The following is an 18,281-nucleotide window of genomic DNA, read 5'->3' as shown; positions in this document are numbered from 1 at the left end:
GTTATACGATGTAAAAGATTGGGATTGGAGATACAAACGACTTCTATTCCTCTTCCATGTCCTGTCCCGGACGGAAGACAAAGCGTCCGCGAATCCGTTTAATAAGATCTATGTTGCCTACCTCCCCTTCATGATTTATATAGCAGTCCTTCAGTGTCAGGATAGAGCGCAGACCGAATAATGTACCTCTGTTCTGCTCTATGCGACAGCGGTCGAATACGATACCTTTATTTCCCTCACGCAGCTCTATTAAATCGAACTCTTCATTATGGTGCATATGGCAATCTTGAAAGAGAAAATTCTTGTTTCCGGGCAGTAGAGAGATAATGCCGTATGTACAATGACAGATGACGGAAGAGATACATCTGAAGTTTCTGCTGTTCTCTGCCAATACACCTATTGTCCCACAGCCGAAAAGCTCACAGTTTTTCACCTCTATGTTGTCGCAGCTGATAAGGTTGAGAACACCTCCTTCGCAATATCCTTCTTCGGTATGTCCTATTTCAAGATTTACCAACTTGATATTGGCACAGTCCTTAAAGTTCAGCACGTTGGCATATCTGGGCGATACCAAAATGCGGGAACGGCTCTCCCCCTCTCCCTCTATCGTGATGTTTTCAAGCCCGTTCAAGATGAGTTCTATACCATCAAAAACTTCAGAACGAAATATTCCGGGGGAAGAATCAAGGGTAAGATACTCTCCTGCACGAAGAGGAGACATCGCAAAAATGCGTCCATCTCCTTCTTTTTCCAAAATATCGCTGAGCATTATGTCCGTATTCTTTGCAATGTAGATACGGCTGTTGCTGTGAAGAGCTTTGATGAAGCTTTCTTCATCCGCGACGCGATACACTTTTACATCCGATTGGGCTTGCGCGTGAAAGGAGACCAAACTAAGGATAAAAGAGAACATTACAGCTCCGAATAGGGATAGTATTTTCATAAAGTTGGTGTTTAAGATGATTATTTACTGCAAAATTAAGAAAAATATCATCTTTCCATGCCGATGCTGAGCCTTTTCACTGCAGGAGGAAAGAGCATTTTCCATAAGTTGGACGATATTTGTATCTTAGCCAAGTATTAAATAACATCATCATAGAAGGTAACATGAAGAAAAGCAAACTATATACAAAGACCGGAGACAAGGGAAAAACATCTCTCGTAGGAGGACAACGCGTCTCCAAATGCTGTTCAAGACTCGAAAGCTATGGCACGATAGATGAACTTAATGCCCATATCGGTGTCCTTATGAGTCAGATTTCGGATGCGCAGGATCTGGATACCTTGAAAGGGATACAGATAATGCTCTTTAACGTCGGGGCTTACCTTGCCACCGATCCTACCGATACATCGTTCCGGCTGCCCAGCTATGTTACACCCGAAGTGATCAAGCAGATAGAGAAAGAGATAGATAGGCTCGACTCGCACTGCCCGCCACTTGAACGCTTTATCCTGCCATCGGGCGGACTCGCAACCTCGCAAGCTCACGTCTGTCGCACGGTTTCCAGAAGGGCTGAACGTAGAATCCTTACAGTAGTAGAGGAGGGAAGCGAAGTGGAGGATGCGGTGTTGAAGTATGTTAATAGGCTTTCCGACTACTTCTTTGCGCTGTCTCGGAAGCTGATCCATGCCGATGGCAACGGCGTAGAGATCTATTGGGAGTCTCCCTCTAAGACATACGACTAAGGCTGTATTGGGGGCTTTTCCGCAGAGATGAGGCAGTTATCTCTTCCCCTGATAGCCCTTACATGAAAAAGCTCTCTATTTGTATCATAAGTAAAATAGTACTACATTTGCATCACGGGATTCGTTCTCACCGAATGGTGAGTTGCTTCCCGTGCCGAATCTCCCGGACTGCCGACAGGTTTTCCGGGATTTTCCTTTTTGCTCTTTGCTGTCAAGATCAAAGAGAGTTGCCTGCAAGACGAGTCCTCTTTCCTATCACCCCTCTTTCCCAACAATGTTAGTTGGCTTGCTTCACGCCTTCAATGCCTTTTCCCCATTAGTCTAAGCAGAGGTAGAGACCGCTTTCAGATACTTCACAAATGGGGTCTCTAAGAGCGTGAAGGGGAAGAGTTGCCGACCTGCTCTCTTTCTCTATTTCCCCATTACCTTTTTTGCATTCCGAAATCCTGTTTCAGGTCTATTTTGGAAGACTGATTTTTATATATTCCATACCGCAAAATGCCCACTTTTTTCTTGCTCTCTATTTTGATCGGAGGGGTTGTTTTCAGAGCATGACCGAACTGTTAAATTGATCTCATTTTATTAACACAAATTCCGATACCTGTTAAGCACAAACGGTAAACGAGCATATTTTGTCGGCTTAACGTGTTTAATTTTTCAACGAACACGTTTAGTGATTTCATTAAACACGTTTACCGGATTCGATTAACGTGTTTAGAAATTTTGATTACTTGGCTGATTGTTAGTGTTTTAGCTGTTTTCTCCCCTTTTTTGCTGTTTTTGCCCACGAAATCACATTAAGATTTATTTGCAAACACGAGTGTTAAAATTCACTCCTATTAACGCGAAAAAGCCCCGTCAAACGGACGAAGAAAAATTTTTTCTCAAATTCGGGCTGGTTTTTATCGGATTGATTGATAGGAGGTTATAGGTGTATTGTCTCTTTTTTTCCGGATTGAGCCGGGAAAGAAGCTCTTCTTCTCGTCCGCATGAGGAGCTCTGTTTTTATATAAAAGTGCGCACAAAAAAAGCTCGGCAAAGTGATCTTTGCCGAGCTTTTTTCTATCGGGAAACGGGCTTCCCTAATGAATATCTTTTTACTTGATGCCCAACTTCGCCTTTACAAGTGGAGTGGCGTCGATGGCAGTAGAGCCGGTGTAGAGTGTTACTCCTGCTTCAAGAATGTATGCAAAGCCATTTTCGTTGCCCACTTTCTTTATAGCGTCCAACACTTTCGCTTGGATCGGAGCCATAAGCTCTTGTTGCTTCTTTTGGATATCCTGAATAGCAGCCTGAGTAAGATCGTCTATTCTCTTTTGGATATCTTCTATCTCTTGTTGTTGGCGAAGCTTGATAGATTCCGGAAGAGTCTTCTCCTTAGAGATATAGTCTTCGTACTTCTTCTTTAGCTCTTCACGCTTGATGAGGAGCGCATCTTCAAACTCCTTTTGTAGCTTCTCTACTTCAGCTTGTGCCTTTTTGGTGTCAGGCATTGCCATCATGATCTCCTGAGAGTTGATTGTTGCAATTTTTTGAGGAGCCTGAGCAACAAGTAGAGCAGGCATCATAAGTAGCACAAATGCTAATAAATAACGTTTCATTTCTTCTTTCTTATCTGTAATGTAATTTGTTTTCTTGAGTGAATCTCTATTTATCTTTCATGGTAGGGTATTGCGAACAAAGATAGGAAGAAAAATGTAAATGGCAAGCCGATAACTTCCACACACAGAACGCAAAACCTCTTTTCAGATTAGCGAGAGACGGAGACTCCGAGCACTTTTAGTACATCGTTGCTGATGTCTATCTCCGGAGTGGCAAAGATGACGCCTTGTGTGGTGGCTCTGTCGAGCACCAAAACGTAGCCTCTTCGCAGTGAGATATGTTTCACAGCCTCATAGATGCCGTCTTGGATGGGCTTCACCTCTTTTTCTTGAAGGGTCGCCATCTCCCCCTTAGGGCCGAAATATTTTTGTTGGAGCTCTTGTACTTTCTCCTCCAAAGCTACGATGGCTTCTTCTCTGGAAGTGCGTAGCTGTTCGGACAACTTAGGTCTCTCTTTGAGGTATTCCTTGTACATGGCTGCCGCTTTCTCCTGTATGCCGGAGATTTCTTTCTGAAACTTTTCTGCCTGCTTCTGCATGTTTTCTGTGGCAGCCTTGTATTGGGGCATCTTGGAAAGGATGTACTCTGAGTCTATCAAGGCGTACTTTTCTTGTGCGTTCACTGCGCAGATGCTGAGCAAAGCTACTACGAGTGCCAATAATCTTGTTTTCATAATATTCAAATTTTTATCTGGTTTAGACTTAAAACTCTTGTCCTATAACGAAGTGGATATTGCTTCCTCCCTTCATTGTGGATCCGTCCGGTGCATCAAAGCCATAACCCCAATCCAATCCCATAAGACCGATCATCGGGATCATGATTCTTGCTCCCACTCCGGCTGAACGTTTGAGCTGGAAAGGATTGAAAGAGGAAGCGTTGGACCAGGCATTACCGGCTTCCAAGAAGCCTATAACCCAAATGCTGGTCTGCTGTTCAAAGATGATAGGATAGCGCAGCTCCAAGGTCATGCGGGCATAAGAGTAAGCATTCTTGCCGTTGGCGCCTGCGATGGAGCCGTTCTTGTATCCGCGAAGTCCGATGGTCTCGTTGAGGAATGCACTATAAGCTCCGCTCATCCCGTCTCCACCCATGTAGAAAGTACCGAAAGGTGAACGCTTGTAGGGGTTGTAAGCACCAATGAAACCGGCTTCGGCTCTCGCCATAAGTACCGGAGTTCTCTTGTATCTGCGTTCATCCAACAGAGGCAGGAAGCTCTCTCCTTTGTATTTCACCTTATAATATTCGATGAACTTGTTTTTCTCTCCGCGAGAGAGCTTAGGATTGGTATAGTCTATGCCGTCCCATAGAGAGTAAGGAGGCGTTGCAGACAGCTCCAATGAGTGTTTGGAACCTCTACGAGTATAGGTCGGGTTGTCTATGGAGATACGTGAGATGGTTGCTGAAAGGTGTACATCGTTTGCAACACCATCGGTCATACCGAAGTCGTAGTAAGGTGAAGACCAGTTGCGAAGTCGGTATAGCGTATAGTTTAATCCTCCTTGAATTTGGAAGTTATCATCGGGCCAGGTCAACCTTTTACCATACATGATGCTACCGCCGATCATATCAAGCAGTTTGTCCGGGTCGTATGCGCTTTCATAGAGAGAGCCCATATCGTAGCCGTAACCACCGTATCCGCCATAACCGCCATAGCCTCCGTATCCGCCGTAGCCACCATAACCTCCGCCATAGTAGGGGTTGTAAAGCTGATTGTAGTAGGCAGACTGAAGTCCTCTGACCTGATTGCTGTAATACTGTTCGTTGATACCTGTTTGGCGTGAATACCAAAGAGAGGCACTGAAATAGTTAGGACGCTTTCCGCCGAACCAGGGATCCGTAAACTGTATGCTGTAACTTTGATAGTAGCGACCGTTGGTCTGTCCGCTCAGCGTAAGTGTCTGTCCGTCTCCGGTAGGCAGAAAACCTTTGTAAGATTTCGGATTGAGGAGATTTTTTATAGAGAAGTTGGTGAACTTCAAAGATACACGTCCTATAAGACCGGTCTGTCCATATCCTGCGGATAGCTCTACCTGGTCGTTAGATTTAGGTGTCAGATTCCATCGAATATCCACCGTACCGTTCTCTTCGTTAGGTATCGGCTCAGGTATTATCTTCTCCGGATCGAAGTGTCCGGTAGCGGCAATCAGACGCATTGAACGGAATATATAGTCTCTGTTGTAGAGTTGTCCCGGTTTGGTGTACAGCTCTCGACGGATGACATCTTCATATAGTCTGTCGTTGCCATCTATTATTACGCGATTGACCGTTGCGGGTCTGTTTTCCACGATACGTATATCGAGCGTAACGGAGTCTCCCTTTATTTCTGTCTCCACAGGGTAGATATAAGAGAAGAGATACCCGTTGTTCGCATAGACGTTAGCCACTGCATCTTCATCGGTACGGAGTCTGCTTTCGAGCTTTTTCTGGTTGTACACATCGCCCGGACTCATTCCCAAAAGGCGTAGAAGGTCTTCGGAGTTGTACTTCGTGTTACCAACAAAGTTGATATCCTTTATATAGTACTTCTTTCCTTCCGCTACCTTGATGTGAATATCCACTTTCTTATCGCTTGCTTTAGCTACCGAGTCTTTAAGGATTTCGGCATCACGATACCCTTTTTCATGGTATGCGGCAAGGAGCAGATCCAAGTCTTCCGTATAGTCTTTCTTGACAAACTTCTTCTGTGAGAATATTTCGAGAATACTTGTCCATGGATTGCGACGGAGAGAGAAGCCCTCATTGGTTTTTTTCATCGCTTTGAGAAGAGTGGCATCGGAGAGTTCTTTGTTTCCCTCAAAGTATATCCGGTTTACTTTAGTCTTATTACTCTTATCGACATTGATGTGCAACTCCACATAGTTATCCCTTGTGGTATCTTTTATCTCCTCGGCTGTAACGGCAACGTTGCTGTATCCTTTTGCATCGAAATGCTTAAGAACCACCTCTTTTGCCACGTCGATGGTATTCGGTGTAAGCTGTGAACCGTCATAAAAAGAGGCCAAAGGACCTTTCACCAGCTCGTCTCTCTCTCCCTTTTTTACGCCATTGATGACGAGCTTGGAGAGTCTGGGACGCTCGACCAACTCTATCGTAAGCCAAACCGAATCGCCCTCTATCTTATCCGCATAGATCTTACAGTCGGAGAAGAGTCCGTTCTTCATGTAGTTTTCTATGGCTTTGCTGAGGATTTCGCCCGGCACTTCCAACGAGAGACCCACGAACAGCCCCGATATTCCAAGTACTACATCTTTATCGTAAGTCTTAACCCCTTCCAGCTTAATGTCTGCTATGGTTTTGGTTACCGGGTACATATAAGATACCACAGGAGCCTGAATGGTATCCTGTATGGCTATCGAGTTGCGAGCAAAAGCCTTAACGGGGATTGATAATACACCTACCGCACAGCAAATCACTGCCGAAAGCAGCACTCTATGCAGAGCAGGGGATAGAGGATTGGTGTTACATCTATTTTTCATTGAGATTGTCTTTATCATTCATTCGATAATAGTTGTGCGCTGGTCTTGCCATACCGACGCTCTCTTTGTGCAAAATCTTCCAACGCTTTATCAAAAGCCTTTTCGTCGAAAGCAGGCCAGGCATCGGGGCAAAAGTATAGTTCGGCATAAGCACCTTGCCAGAGCAGGAAGTTGCTAAGCCTCTGCTCTCCGCCTGTTCTTATGATAAGATCCGGATCGGGTATGCCTGATGTGTAAAGTCTGTCGGTTATATCTTCCTCCGTAATGGCTTCGGCGGAGATCTTATCGGCTACCAACTCTTTCACCGCATGCGTAATCTCCTGTCTTGAAGAGTAGGAGAGAGCCAGCTGGAGAGTGATAACACTGTTGTCGGCAGTAAGGGCAATGGCTTCTTTCAACAGCTCCTGCACATCTGCCGGTAGCTTGTCCGTGTTTCCGATAGTCCTTAGACGTACTCCGTTTTCCATGAGAGAGTCTATCTCTTTGCGCAGTGAGACCACGATGAGTTCCATTAAAGCATCGACCTCTTGTTGTGGTCTGCTCCAGTTCTCTTCCGAGAAAGTGTAAAGAGACAATACCTTTACGCCTCGTTCTGCCGCTCTTTTAAGGATGCGACGAACACTCTCCACGCCATGAACATGACCATAGACGCGCTCTTGTCCCTGAGCTTGCGCCCATCTTCCATTGCCGTCCATGATAATGGCTATATGTGCCGGTATCTGTGTCATTCTGCTATGTGTAGAGGGAGAAATAGGGTTGTTAGTTTTTCTTGATATAACCTCGCCACGCATCTGCCGTGGGTTTGCCTCCGGCTATACCACCAAGGAAGAAGAAAACATCATCTTCGCCATCTGTGGAGATAATGCCTGACATCCCTGACGTAACGTTAAAGCCTGTTGCCTGAGTCTTTTCCTGGGTCATCTTGGTCCAAGATGCGCCGTTGTCGTCGCTGTGGAAAAGATTGAGGCGACTCTTATCGTCCGATATTATGGCATACTCGCCGCCGGCGATATAGATCCTTCCGCCTTTTTCTATCAAGGTTGCACCGCGAACCGGGGCATTGAATCCTTTTCCTCTGAACTTGATCTCTCCCCATCCTTTACCATCTGCGGTGAAGAAGAGATTCTCTACCGGACGACCGAGACGATCTGTCCCGCCTATGAGGTTGGCACGCTTGATGCCTGCTTCCACCACTGTTCTTACGAGTGCGTTACGCACAGGGAAGTGTTCGTTGGTGATGTCTGTGAGAATGGCAGGCATGCTTGCCGGAGCGGCTGTCCATATCTTGTAGGCTCCGTTCATCTCTCCGATTAAAAGCATCTTTACCTCTCCGGTGCTACCCTTCAGGTTGGCATCGTACAAGATGGATGTCCATGCAAGGGTCGCTTCCGGCTTTTGGATCTTTTCCCAAATCTTCAGATCCGAAGAGCTGTATATCTCTCCATCTTTTGCCATACCCCATACTCTGCCGTGAGTATCTTGTGTCAATGTATGCGGAAGTATTGCAGGCATATCTCCTGTGCCTTCCACTTTTCGGAAGTTGTAGCTCTCCACGCTGAGCACTTCGTACAGATGAAACTTGGCGTGCTTGTCCAGAGCAACCCAGTAGAGTGTTTTGTTGAGCGTGATGAACTTGGAGTCTGCCGCCGCAACCGGGAGTACGTTCTCTTTTTTCTCCCATGTGATCACATTGGGATCGTAGCTGTAAACATTGATGTTCATGAGATACTTCTCCGTCTTATTGACGCCATTGATGTTGGCAGACAGGAGCAGCTCCAGCTTTCCTCCCTTTACTTTGACGGACTTGGAGTTCATCTTCTCCACGGTCCAAGGGAATGTCTCGTTTGTCGTAAGGTTTTTGATCTCCACTTTAGTCTCGCTACTGATCATCATCCTTAGGAATACAGTGTCCAGCTCGGTCTTGTATGGCAAACGGACTGAGTTGTATATCTTTCTGTTGAAATGGTCTATCGTAAACTTCGTTTGAGAGAATACGTCGTTCTCTTTAATCTGAATATTCACATAGTGAGGTACTTGCAGTCCGGGATTCGGATCCGGTTTGCGGACACCGGGAGTCTTCTCGTTGCATGCCGAGACGCCGCTAAGTATAAGGAGTACCAAAAACAACCACGAAGTTTTATGGATATATTTCATCTGCTATCTGTATGTCTGTTTCTATGTTTTCTCTGTAAAACTTTCCGACGGATAGAATATAGTCTACCTCAGAATGTACAAATGTAGGAACTTTTTGCCGTATAACCATTTATCGTTTGGTCATAGTGGGCTTTTTTAAGAGAATTTGTGTACCGGAATCTCGTTTTTGAAAGATATTGCAAAAGAAGCGGATAGCACTCTGTCCTCTCATAAAAAAGAGTCTTCTTTTGTCTAAAAGAATCAAAGACTTTTTTATTCCTCTCTGCTCACCTCATTTTTACGAGCATATTTTGTCGGCTTAACGTGTTTAATTTTTCAATGAACACGTTTACTGATTTCATTTAATACGTTTACCGGATTCAATTAACGTGTTTAGAAATTTTCTTAATCTGTTGTTCATGAGGATTTTATCTTTTTAGGGGCTAAAAAGCAGGTTTTTTGCTGATTTTTCTCATTAAGAAATATTTGCGGCTTTGTGTCTCAAATTTTGAGTTTATTAACTCGAAAACGGGGCTTGAAACCGACCGAGAGGAGAAAATTTCCGAGAATCGAGATTTTTGTAGTTGCTTATCGGACAGGTTGTTATGGTTTTTGGCTCTTTTTCTTGACAAAATTCTCTAATCGGACTTGGGCGATTTGAGCTTCAAACTGCCATTTCACTTTTATATAAAAACTCCCTCTTTAAGCCTTGATTTTGGCAGATAATTTTCGTCATCGGAATATTCGGAAAGAGCTTTTGTGATATTCCTAAAGGGGGCTGAAAAGCGAGAAGAAAACCGCCGCTCGTTATGCTTGAAAAAAGGAAAGCGGTGCTGTGGGAACAGGTTTGCCATCCCACAGCACCGCTTAGAGTATATGTAATAAATAATCGCTTTATCGGTTATGCCTCCTTAGAAGCTTCGGGGGCTTCCCAAACGGTGTTGGCAAGTCTCTTGTAGTTGTTATATCTCCACAAAGCATTCTCTTGTGCTGCGGCAAACAGCTCGGCAGCTTCTGCAGGGTACTGCTTTTGAAGAGAGAGATAACGCACCTCGCCTTTGAGGAAGTCTTGGAAGAGATCCCAGTTTGGCTCTTTGGAGTCGAGCGTGAATGGGTTCTTGCCTTCTGCTTCCAGCTCCGGATTGAATCTCCACAAGTGCCAGTATCCGCACTCTACTGCTCTCTTGCCTTCGTCTTGAGTCTTACCCATACCTGCTTTCAACCCGTGAGAGATACATGGGCTATACGCTATCACGATGGAAGGACCATTATAAGCTTCCGCTTCGCGTAGGGCTTTCAAGGTTTGTGCCTGGTTTGCTCCCATGGAGATTTGAGCTACATAAACATAGCCGTAAGTGGTAGCCATGAGTCCGAGATCTTTTTTGCGGACACGCTTTCCTGCTGCAGCAAACTTCGCAATAGCTCCTACCGGTGTGGATTTAGAGCTCTGACCTCCGGTGTTGGAGTACACCTCTGTGTCGAGGATAAGGATATTTACATTCTCTCCACTTGCTATCACGTGGTCGAGACCGCCGAAGCCAATGTCATAAGCCCATCCGTCTCCACCGATGATCCATTGAGAACGTTTGTAGAGGTGAGATGAGTTCTTCACTATTTCGGTACAAACGTGGCAGTCGCACGCTTTTGCCAAAGGCAGGATCTTGTCTCCCAACTCTTTTGCATCCGCAGCATTGTTGCGTTTTTCTACCCATTCGTTAAGAAGAGATTTGAGCTCGGCAGAGCAGCAGCTGCACTCTTGTGCTTCTTGAGCCAGCTCTACAAGTCTCTTGCGAATGGTTTCGGTTGCGATGTGCATACCGAGACCGAACTCGGCATTGTCTTCAAACAGAGAGTTTGCCCATGCCGGACCGTGTCCCTGTTCGTTGGTTGTATATGGAGTGGAAGGTGCCGAGCCGGAGTAGATAGAAGAGCAACCGGTAGCGTTGGCTATCATCTGTCTGTCGCCGAATAGCTGTGTAAGCAACTTCACATACGGGGTCTCACCACAACCTGCACACGCTCCTGAGAACTCGAATAGAGGTGTAGCAAACTGGCTGTTCTTTACATTCGCTTTAGTGTCTACAAGATGCTGCTTGGTGGCAACCTCTTTCACCGAGAAGTCCCAACGAGGAACTTCCACAAGCTGACTCTCGATAGGCTTCATGGCAAGAGCCTTTCCGTTCTTGTTGCCCGGACATACGTCCACACAGTTGCTACAGCCAAGACAGTCGAGTGCATTCACTTGGATACGGAACTGTAAGCCGTCGAACTGCTTGCCGATAGGCTTGAGGGTCTTATATCCTGCCGGTGCTTTGGCAGCTTCTTCTTCATTAAGAAGGAACGGACGTATGGTTGCGTGAGGACATACATAAGCACACTGGTTACACTGGATACAGTTCTCTGCCGTCCATTCCGGTACGTGAGAAGCCACTCCGCGCTTTTCGGATGCAGCCGTTCCCTGTTCCCATACACCGTCTTCACGGCCAAGGAAAGCAGATACAGGCAGGCTGTCGCCCTCTTGTGCATTGATCACACGAACGATGTTGTGTACAAAGTCTGTATCGTCTTCGTGTCTGTCGGCTGTGTCGTCCGGTAGATTTGCCCACTCTTGCTTCACCGGAACTTTGATCACTTCGGCTCCACGATCCACCGCGGCAAAGTTTTTGTTCACAACGTCTTCACCTTTCTTGCCGTAACTCTTTACAATGAACTTCTTCATCTGCTCTACTGCAAGATCGTAAGGAATAACGTTGGCAATCTTGAAGAATGCACTTTGAAGAATGGTGTTGGTGCGGTTGCCCAATCCGATTTCCTGTGCAATCTTGGTCGCGTTGATCATATAGAATGCCACGTTGTTCTTGGCAAGACATCTCTTGACACGGTTAGGAAGATGCTCTTCTACCTCATCCAATCCCCAGATAGAGTTGAGAAGGAATGTTCCATTTCTCTTAAGACCCTTTGTTATATCATATAGACGAAGGTATGCGGGTACGTGACAAGCCAGGAAGTCCGGCGTATTAACCAAATAGGTAGAGCGGATAGGCGTGTCTCCGAAACGTAGGTGAGAACAGGTGAAACCACCACTCTTCTTGGAGTCGTAAGAGAAGTAAGCCTGACAATATTTATCTGTATTGTCTCCGATGATCTTCACGGAGTTTTTGTTTGCACCTACCGTACCATCGGCTCCAAGTCCGTAGAACTTGGCTTCAAACAGACCTGTGGAGAAGTCCAAATCGTCTTCCACTCGAAGAGAAGTAAATGTAACATCGTCCACGATACCTACGGTGAAATGATTCTTAGGCTCATTCATCGCAAGGTTGTCATACACGGCAAGGATCTGATTCGGAGTGGTGTCTTTGGAGGAAAGACCATAACGACCGCCCACAACAAGAGGAGCGTTTTCTTTACCATAAAGACAATCTTTTACGTCCAGATAAAGCGGTTCGCCTGTTGCTCCATGCTCTTTTGTGCGATCCAATACTGCAATGCGCTTAACGTTTGCAGGAAGAGCCGCAAGGAAGTGCTTTGCAGAGAATGGTCTGTACAAGTGTACGCTTATGAGACCTACCTTGCGACCTTGAGTGGCAAGATAATCTATTGTTTCACGGATCGCTTCCGTTACAGAACCCATGGCGATGATCACATGCTCGGCTTCGGGATCTCCGTAATAGTCGAACAGCTTGTAGTGGCGACCTGTGATTTCTGCAATCTTATCCATGTACTCTTGCACCACTTCAGGAACAACTTCATAGAAACGATTTGATGCTTCTCTCGTTTGGAAGTAGATGTCCGGGTTTTGAGCCGTACCACGAGCTACCGGATGATGCGGATCGAGAGCATTGCGACGGAATGCAGCCAATGCGTCTTGATCTATAAGAGGAGCCAAGTCTTCGGTATTGAGAGCTTCGATCTTCTGTATCTCATGAGAGGTACGGAAGCCATCGAAGAAGTGAATGAATGGTATGCGTGTCTTGAGTGTTGCCAAGTGTGCTACCCCGGCAAGGTCCATAACTTCTTGTACGCTACCTGTCGAAAGCATTGCAAAACCGGTCTGACGTGCAGACATGACGTCTTGATGGTCCCCAAAGATAGAGAGTGCCTGTGCTGCCAATGCTCTTGCAGATACGTGGAATACCGTAGGGAGCAACTGCCCTGCTATCTTGTACATATTGGGAAGCATCAATAGAAGACCTTGCGATGCTGTATATGTAGTGGTAAGAGCGCCTGCCTGGAGTGAACCATGAAGGGCACCTGCCGCTCCTGCCTCGCTCTGCATTTCCTGTACTCTTACAACTTCGCCAAACATGTTCTTACGGCCCATTGCCGCCCACTCATCTACATACTCTGCCATAGTAGAGGATGGAGTGATAGGATAGATGGCAGCAACCTCGCTAAACATATAAGAGATGTGCGCAGCTGCTTGGTTCCCATCACAAGTGAGATAAGTTTTTTTTCTTTCCATAAAATAAGTTTCTAACTAATCTCCGTTTTGTGGAGTTGATAATATTCCGCTTTACCTTTTTTCGGACAGAGTCTTCTTGCAGCCCCGTCCGCAAATGTTGTTGTTTCGGTAGAAGTTGTCGCCTTCTACTCTTTTTTTATGTGTATAGTAATACAATGTTATCTCCGCATCTCCTCAGCCAAAATTCTCAATAGAGAAATCCGAACAGCCATGTAGGAATCTCATTCCCTCTTCCTACACTAAGGTGATCTACGGCATAGGTGATGTTTTGCTTCTTTCGTATCTTTCCCGTCTCTTTGACGCTCACCTGTATTTTGTCTTCCACTATAATATCGGCAGACATCTTCCTTATGGGAGTTGCCACTTTATAGTGAGGAGTAAGATGAGACAGCAAAAAGACAAGACGTTCCATCTCTCTGGATGGAATGTGAGGATATAACACTTGTAACAGATTAGTGTTATAAGCAAATACCTGCCCCATTTTCTTGCTGCTGTTCTCCTCTCCCTGCTTCCGAACGAGGTGAATGATGCCTGCGCGAGAAAGGTCAAGGATATAGTTGAGCAGTGTTGCACGAGAAGTCCCGATCTCATTACTCAACAGAGAGATATTAGGCACCTGTCCTCCTTGGGTTGTGAGAATATAAGCCAGTTTACGTAGTTTCCCCAAGTAAGAAGGGTCTACCTGAGCCAAATATATCACATCCACCTCCAGGCTCATATTCAACGCTTTTACGATCTGTTCGTAATACTGTTGTCCATCTTTTGTGGAAGGGTAATAGCCTCTCTTCAAATAATCGTTATAAAATTCCGGAACATTGACTTCTTCCAAAATCTTCGGAGCTATATCTTCATGGTGAAGAAACAGATCCTCCAACGTGATACGAGGCAACGCTTTGCCTGTTCGTGCATTGATGAACTCCCGGAACGAAAATCCCTGCAGCTGATACTCTTGAACCAGACTGCTTATGGGTTCGATCTCTGTCAGGGATGGAGTTACCGCTGAAGTGGTAAAGACGATAGAAAGTTCAGGACATTGATCCAGAAGCATCCGTATCTCCTCTGCCCATGTCGGGTATTTGAACACCTGATCTAAGAGCAATCTCTTTCCCCCGGCTGCATAGAACTCCCTGCCGAAGTCCAATATCGTTCTATCTGCGAAGTAGAGGTGGTTCAGGTTTACATACAGACACTCTCGGTTTTCCTCGCTATGGTATAGTTCTGCAATCTGAAGCAACAAGGTGGTTTTGCCTACACCTCTTGCTCCACGTATGCCTACCAATCTGGCGGAGAGATCTATCTCATCCAATAGTCCTCGACGAGTCCTTGTTGGTCCATATTGACCTACAAGAGTCTTATGTATCCTAAAAAATATTTCCACTGTCTTCTCTTACTTCCGATAGTCATCCCCAAAGTTAGGTATTTATTTCTTACCACAATACATTTTGTGTTCAAATTGTGCATTAAACATTGCAATTTGGGTTGTTTTTGCATTGAAATTCTCGTTTTATAGCTTCTTGCGCATATCGTGAACATTGCTTAACTTCGCAGCTCGGAAGGTGTAAAATAGATTTAAGAATCTAAAAGCCTACCGAAAGATGCTTAGGGGTGCTTACAATGGAAGAGTTGTGGCTGAGATCAGACCCTCACAAGTTGACCTGTATGGGTAATGCCATTGCAGGAAAAGCACGTAGATCTATTTCTTTGGCTTGCTCTACTTTGGGAACTCTCCTGACCATTTCATATCACCATTATTTATATTCATTATTATAGCAAGCCATGAAAAAATTCATCTTGTCTTTAGTCGTTGCTTCTGCTCCGATATTTTCCGTAGCCACAATGGCTCAGAAAAATGTCCGTACCTATTCTTTATTAGATTCGGTTATGGTAATAGGGGTACGAGCTACGGCAAAAACACCTATGACTGTTCAAGAAATAGCAGGTTCCAAACTCAAATCCAAAAACTTCTCACAAGATATGCCGGCTCTTTTATCCGGTGCTACCTCTCTTACATTCACATCGGATGCCGGTAGCGGATTGGGTTACACCTCTCTTTCACTTAGAGGAATAGATGCTTCTCGCATCAATATCAACGCCAATGGTGTGCCTGTGAACGACAGCGAGAGCCATTCGGTCTTTTGGGTCAATATGCCCAACTTTGTCTCGTCTCTTAAGAATGTACAGATTATACGTGGTGCCGGTGTCTCCACTCACAGTGCAGGAGCGTTCGGAGGAGCGATCAACATGCAGAGCGAAGACCTTACACTCGCGCCGGGAGGGGATGCACAGCTTACGTATGGTGCGTTCAACACCTTCATGACTCACTTCGGAGCACGCACCGGACGCATTTTGAACAACCGGGTTGCCGCTTCCATACGTCTTTCCAAAGCCAAGAGCGATGGTTTTGTAGACCGGGCATTTGTCAATCTCGACAGCTATCAGCTCCAAGCTGCCTACTATGGGGACAACTCTGTCTATCGCCTCATCCATTTTGGCGGAAGTGAAAAAACGGGTATCGCATGGAATGGTATCTCAAAGGAACAATGGGATAAGCTCGGACCGAGATACAATAACGCCGGCATAATGCCTCCTTTTGAAGGTGCAAGCAAAGATGCATCAAACTTCTATCCAAGTGCGGACAACTACAAGCAGCACCACACTCATTTCATTGCAACCAACCATTGGAGCCGTACTCTTAAAACGCAGCTCACTCTTCACTATACCAGAGGAAAAGGTTATATCAACGAGTATCGTACCAAGAGGAAGCTCGTAGAGTTCGGACTACCGACCTTTGAATCCAACGGCGAAAAGGTAAAAAGAAGAGATCTTATTCGTGAGAAATGGTTGGACAATCACTTTTACGGTGCTATCTTCAACATGGAAAGTAAGAGCAGTAGCAATACCACATCTATTGGAATGGCTGCTAATCATTATGATGGTAAGCACTTCGGATTTGTTCCTTATGTAAGAGATTATCCCGTGGAGGTTGCTCCAAATCATCCATACTATAATAATAAGGCAACAAAGACAGACCTCTCCGTTTATATAAGAGACGAGTGGAATGTATCGAGCAACCTTACTATTTATGGAGACTTGATGCTTCGCCACATCAGATACAACATGGATGGTGTTTCCGACAAGTACAACGATATAACCGGAGCAATGGATATCCTTGATGTGCATCCGAGACATACATTCTTCTTGCCTAAGTATGGTGTTACATGGACGCTGGCTTCGGGTCATCGTCTCTACGCATCTATCTCGACGGCTGCACGTGAACCGAACAGAAAGGCATACATCGAGAGCCCAAGGAGAGACTCTCAAGGCAAAGTGATCTATCCTAAGAGGGAAAAGATGATCGACTATGAGTTGGGCTACACCTTCCGTTCTCAAAAACTGACAGCGGAGATCAACGGCTACTATATGGACTATACCGATCAGCTTGTTCCCGATGGCAGACTGAGCGATGTGGGTGATGTGCTTCTCATTAACATTCCCAAAAGCTACCGCATGGGTGTCGAGATGGCATTGGAATATCGTCCGGTTTCATGGCTGACATATAGTGGGAACCTCATGTTGAGCCGTAACGTCCTCAAGTCTTACGAGCATACACATGCCGTTTACGATGCTGATTGGAACTTTTCGAAGACTGTTGTGGAGAAGTTTGCCAATACTCCGATAGCCAACAGCCCTGATCACATCTGGAATCAGACCCTTGCCCTTCACAATAAGGGCTGGTATGGAGCACTTTCTGCTCACGGACAGGGAGGGCAGTATCTCGATAATACCGGGTCGAGGGATCGCTACATTGCCGGATTTACGACACTCTCCGCACAGCTTTCATACACTTTCCCTCTGCTCTCATCTGCAGAAGCGACCATCTCTTTGCAAGCCAACAATCTGCTCAATGCTTCATACTCTCCGACCGGATATGTGTATGATGCAGGAAAGATCATAGGCAAAGATGGCAAGGAGAGCTATTATGCCGATCTTCGTTACTTTCCACAAGCCGGCAGACACATTATGTCTACCCTTAAAGTAACTTTTTAAGCACACGAGTATATTATATAAATGTAAACAGATAGAATATGGACTTCCCTTTCTCTCAAGCATCTCTCGAACTGCTGGCTGCTGTTTTCGGACTCATTTATGTCTTTCTTGAGATTCGTGCATCCATTTGGCTGTGGCCCGTTGGTATCATTACTCCGCTTCTTTTTATCTACATCTCTTATACAGGAGGAGTGTATGGGAATATGGCCGTAAACATTTACTATCTTTTGGCTTGTATTTACGGCTGGATTCAGTGGTTCAAACATCGGGAGGAAGGGCCGGTCGAGACACAGGTGAGACGACTTTCTCGCAAGACTCTTATGGCTGTACTGGGCATAACGATAGTGATTGCCGGAGCATTGTACCCCATATTCGAGTATGTTACATTTAATTCCAGTCCTCTTCTTGACGCTATTGCCACATCTGCAAGCGTGGTAGGTATGTGGCTTCTTGCTCATAAATATTTGGAAAACTGGTACGCATGGATTCTTTCAAATCTCTTGTACACCTACATTTTCCTCTCTCTCAGCTACACCATTATGGGGCTTTTCTTCCTTGTTTATACCATTATGGCTATCATCGGACTGTCAAGGTGGAAGAAGATGATGCGCTCTCAAGCCTCTTCGGCAGGGGTGTAAAAGCAAATAGCTGTTAATAGAAAGGAGGCTGGAACAGCCTTATCACTAAGGCATAGAGCATGGTCATTTCTCTTTATGAGCCATGCTCTATGCTTTTTTTAGATGATGATAAGTGTATAGGATGGCAGAGAAATATTTTGTTTTCGGATAGCTTTCTTAGAGTTGCTGTTCTCATATTTTCCGAAAGACAGTAGCCGTTCTGCCTTGATCTGGTCTTGCTTCTTGCTCATTCCGAGA

The 18,281-nt window shown here is 45.4% G+C and carries 12 protein-coding genes and 1 riboswitch; of the genes, 3 read left to right on the top strand and 9 right to left on the bottom strand.

Features of this window, described 5'->3' with window-relative positions:
• Positions 1-43 precede the first annotated feature (43 nt).
• Positions 44-943: a right-handed parallel beta-helix repeat-containing protein gene (locus JT26_RS10235; protein ID WP_052110426.1), complete on the bottom strand. Its 900-nt coding sequence runs from the start codon at positions 941-943 to the stop codon at positions 44-46.
• Positions 944-1,107: 164 nt separating this feature from the next.
• Between JT26_RS10235 and JT26_RS07475 the strand changes: the two genes are divergently transcribed.
• Positions 1,108-1,686: a cob(I)yrinic acid a,c-diamide adenosyltransferase gene (locus JT26_RS07475; protein ID WP_036790983.1), complete on the top strand. Its 579-nt coding sequence runs from the start codon at positions 1,108-1,110 to the stop codon at positions 1,684-1,686.
• Positions 1,687-2,783: 1,097 nt separating this feature from the next.
• On the opposite strand, the gene JT26_RS07470 is transcribed toward JT26_RS07475, so the two are convergent.
• The 7 genes from JT26_RS07470 to JT26_RS07440 all read right to left on the bottom strand — a co-directional run bounded on the left by JT26_RS07470 (position 2,784) and on the right by JT26_RS07440 (position 14,737).
• Positions 2,784-3,287: an OmpH family outer membrane protein gene (locus JT26_RS07470; protein WP_036790986.1), complete on the bottom strand. Its 504-nt coding sequence runs from the start codon at positions 3,285-3,287 to the stop codon at positions 2,784-2,786.
• 149 nt (positions 3,288-3,436) lie between these two features.
• Entirely contained in the window at positions 3,437-3,961 is a 525-nt protein-coding gene (locus JT26_RS07465; protein WP_036848334.1) for an OmpH family outer membrane protein, read from the bottom strand.
• 28 nt (positions 3,962-3,989) lie between these two features.
• On the bottom strand, positions 3,990-6,764 hold the full coding sequence (bamA, locus tag JT26_RS07460) for an outer membrane protein assembly factor BamA (RefSeq protein WP_081966417.1): 2,775 nt from the start codon (positions 6,762-6,764) through the stop codon (positions 3,990-3,992).
• A 14-nt stretch (positions 6,765-6,778) separates the two neighbouring features.
• Entirely contained in the window at positions 6,779-7,555 is a 777-nt protein-coding gene (locus tag JT26_RS07455) for an isoprenyl transferase (RefSeq protein WP_081966411.1), read from the bottom strand.
• Positions 7,524-8,918: a DUF6242 domain-containing protein gene (locus tag JT26_RS07450; protein WP_036848328.1), complete on the bottom strand. Its 1,395-nt coding sequence runs from the start codon at positions 8,916-8,918 to the stop codon at positions 7,524-7,526. The genes JT26_RS07455 and JT26_RS07450 overlap by 32 nt, the downstream gene beginning before the upstream one ends.
• Before the next feature lie 880 nt (positions 8,919-9,798).
• Positions 9,799-13,359, bottom strand: a complete 3,561-nt coding sequence (gene nifJ / locus JT26_RS07445; protein WP_036848325.1) for a pyruvate:ferredoxin (flavodoxin) oxidoreductase — start codon at positions 13,357-13,359, stop codon at positions 9,799-9,801.
• A gap of 187 nt (positions 13,360-13,546) precedes the next feature.
• Entirely contained in the window at positions 13,547-14,737 is a 1,191-nt protein-coding gene (locus JT26_RS07440; protein ID WP_036848322.1) for an AAA family ATPase, read from the bottom strand.
• 213 nt (positions 14,738-14,950) lie between these two features.
• A riboswitch (TPP riboswitch) is annotated at positions 14,951-15,057 on the top strand.
• Positions 15,058-15,135: 78 nt separating this feature from the next.
• On the opposite strand from JT26_RS07440, the gene JT26_RS07435 reads away from it, so the two are divergent.
• Positions 15,136-17,406 (top strand): TonB-dependent receptor, encoded by a 2,271-nt coding sequence (locus JT26_RS07435; protein WP_036848319.1) that lies wholly within the window; start codon positions 15,136-15,138, stop codon positions 17,404-17,406.
• Between the two features lie 38 nt (positions 17,407-17,444).
• Entirely contained in the window at positions 17,445-18,044 is a 600-nt protein-coding gene (pnuC, locus tag JT26_RS07430; protein ID WP_036848316.1) for a nicotinamide riboside transporter PnuC, read from the top strand.
• A 98-nt stretch (positions 18,045-18,142) separates the two neighbouring features.
• Here the strand turns inward: pnuC and JT26_RS11100 are convergent, their stop codons facing one another.
• Positions 18,143-18,274 carry a hypothetical protein gene (locus tag JT26_RS11100; protein ID WP_255359390.1) on the bottom strand — a complete coding sequence of 44 codons (132 nt, stop codon included), beginning with the start codon at positions 18,272-18,274 and terminating at the stop codon, positions 18,143-18,145.
• Positions 18,275-18,281 lie beyond the last annotated feature (7 nt).

The sequence above is a fragment of the Porphyromonas sp. COT-108 OH1349 genome (assembly GCF_000768755.1).
Classification (GTDB): domain Bacteria; phylum Bacteroidota; class Bacteroidia; order Bacteroidales; family Porphyromonadaceae; genus Porphyromonas_A; species Porphyromonas_A canoris.
This window is presented reverse-complemented; position numbering and strand designations above follow the sequence as displayed.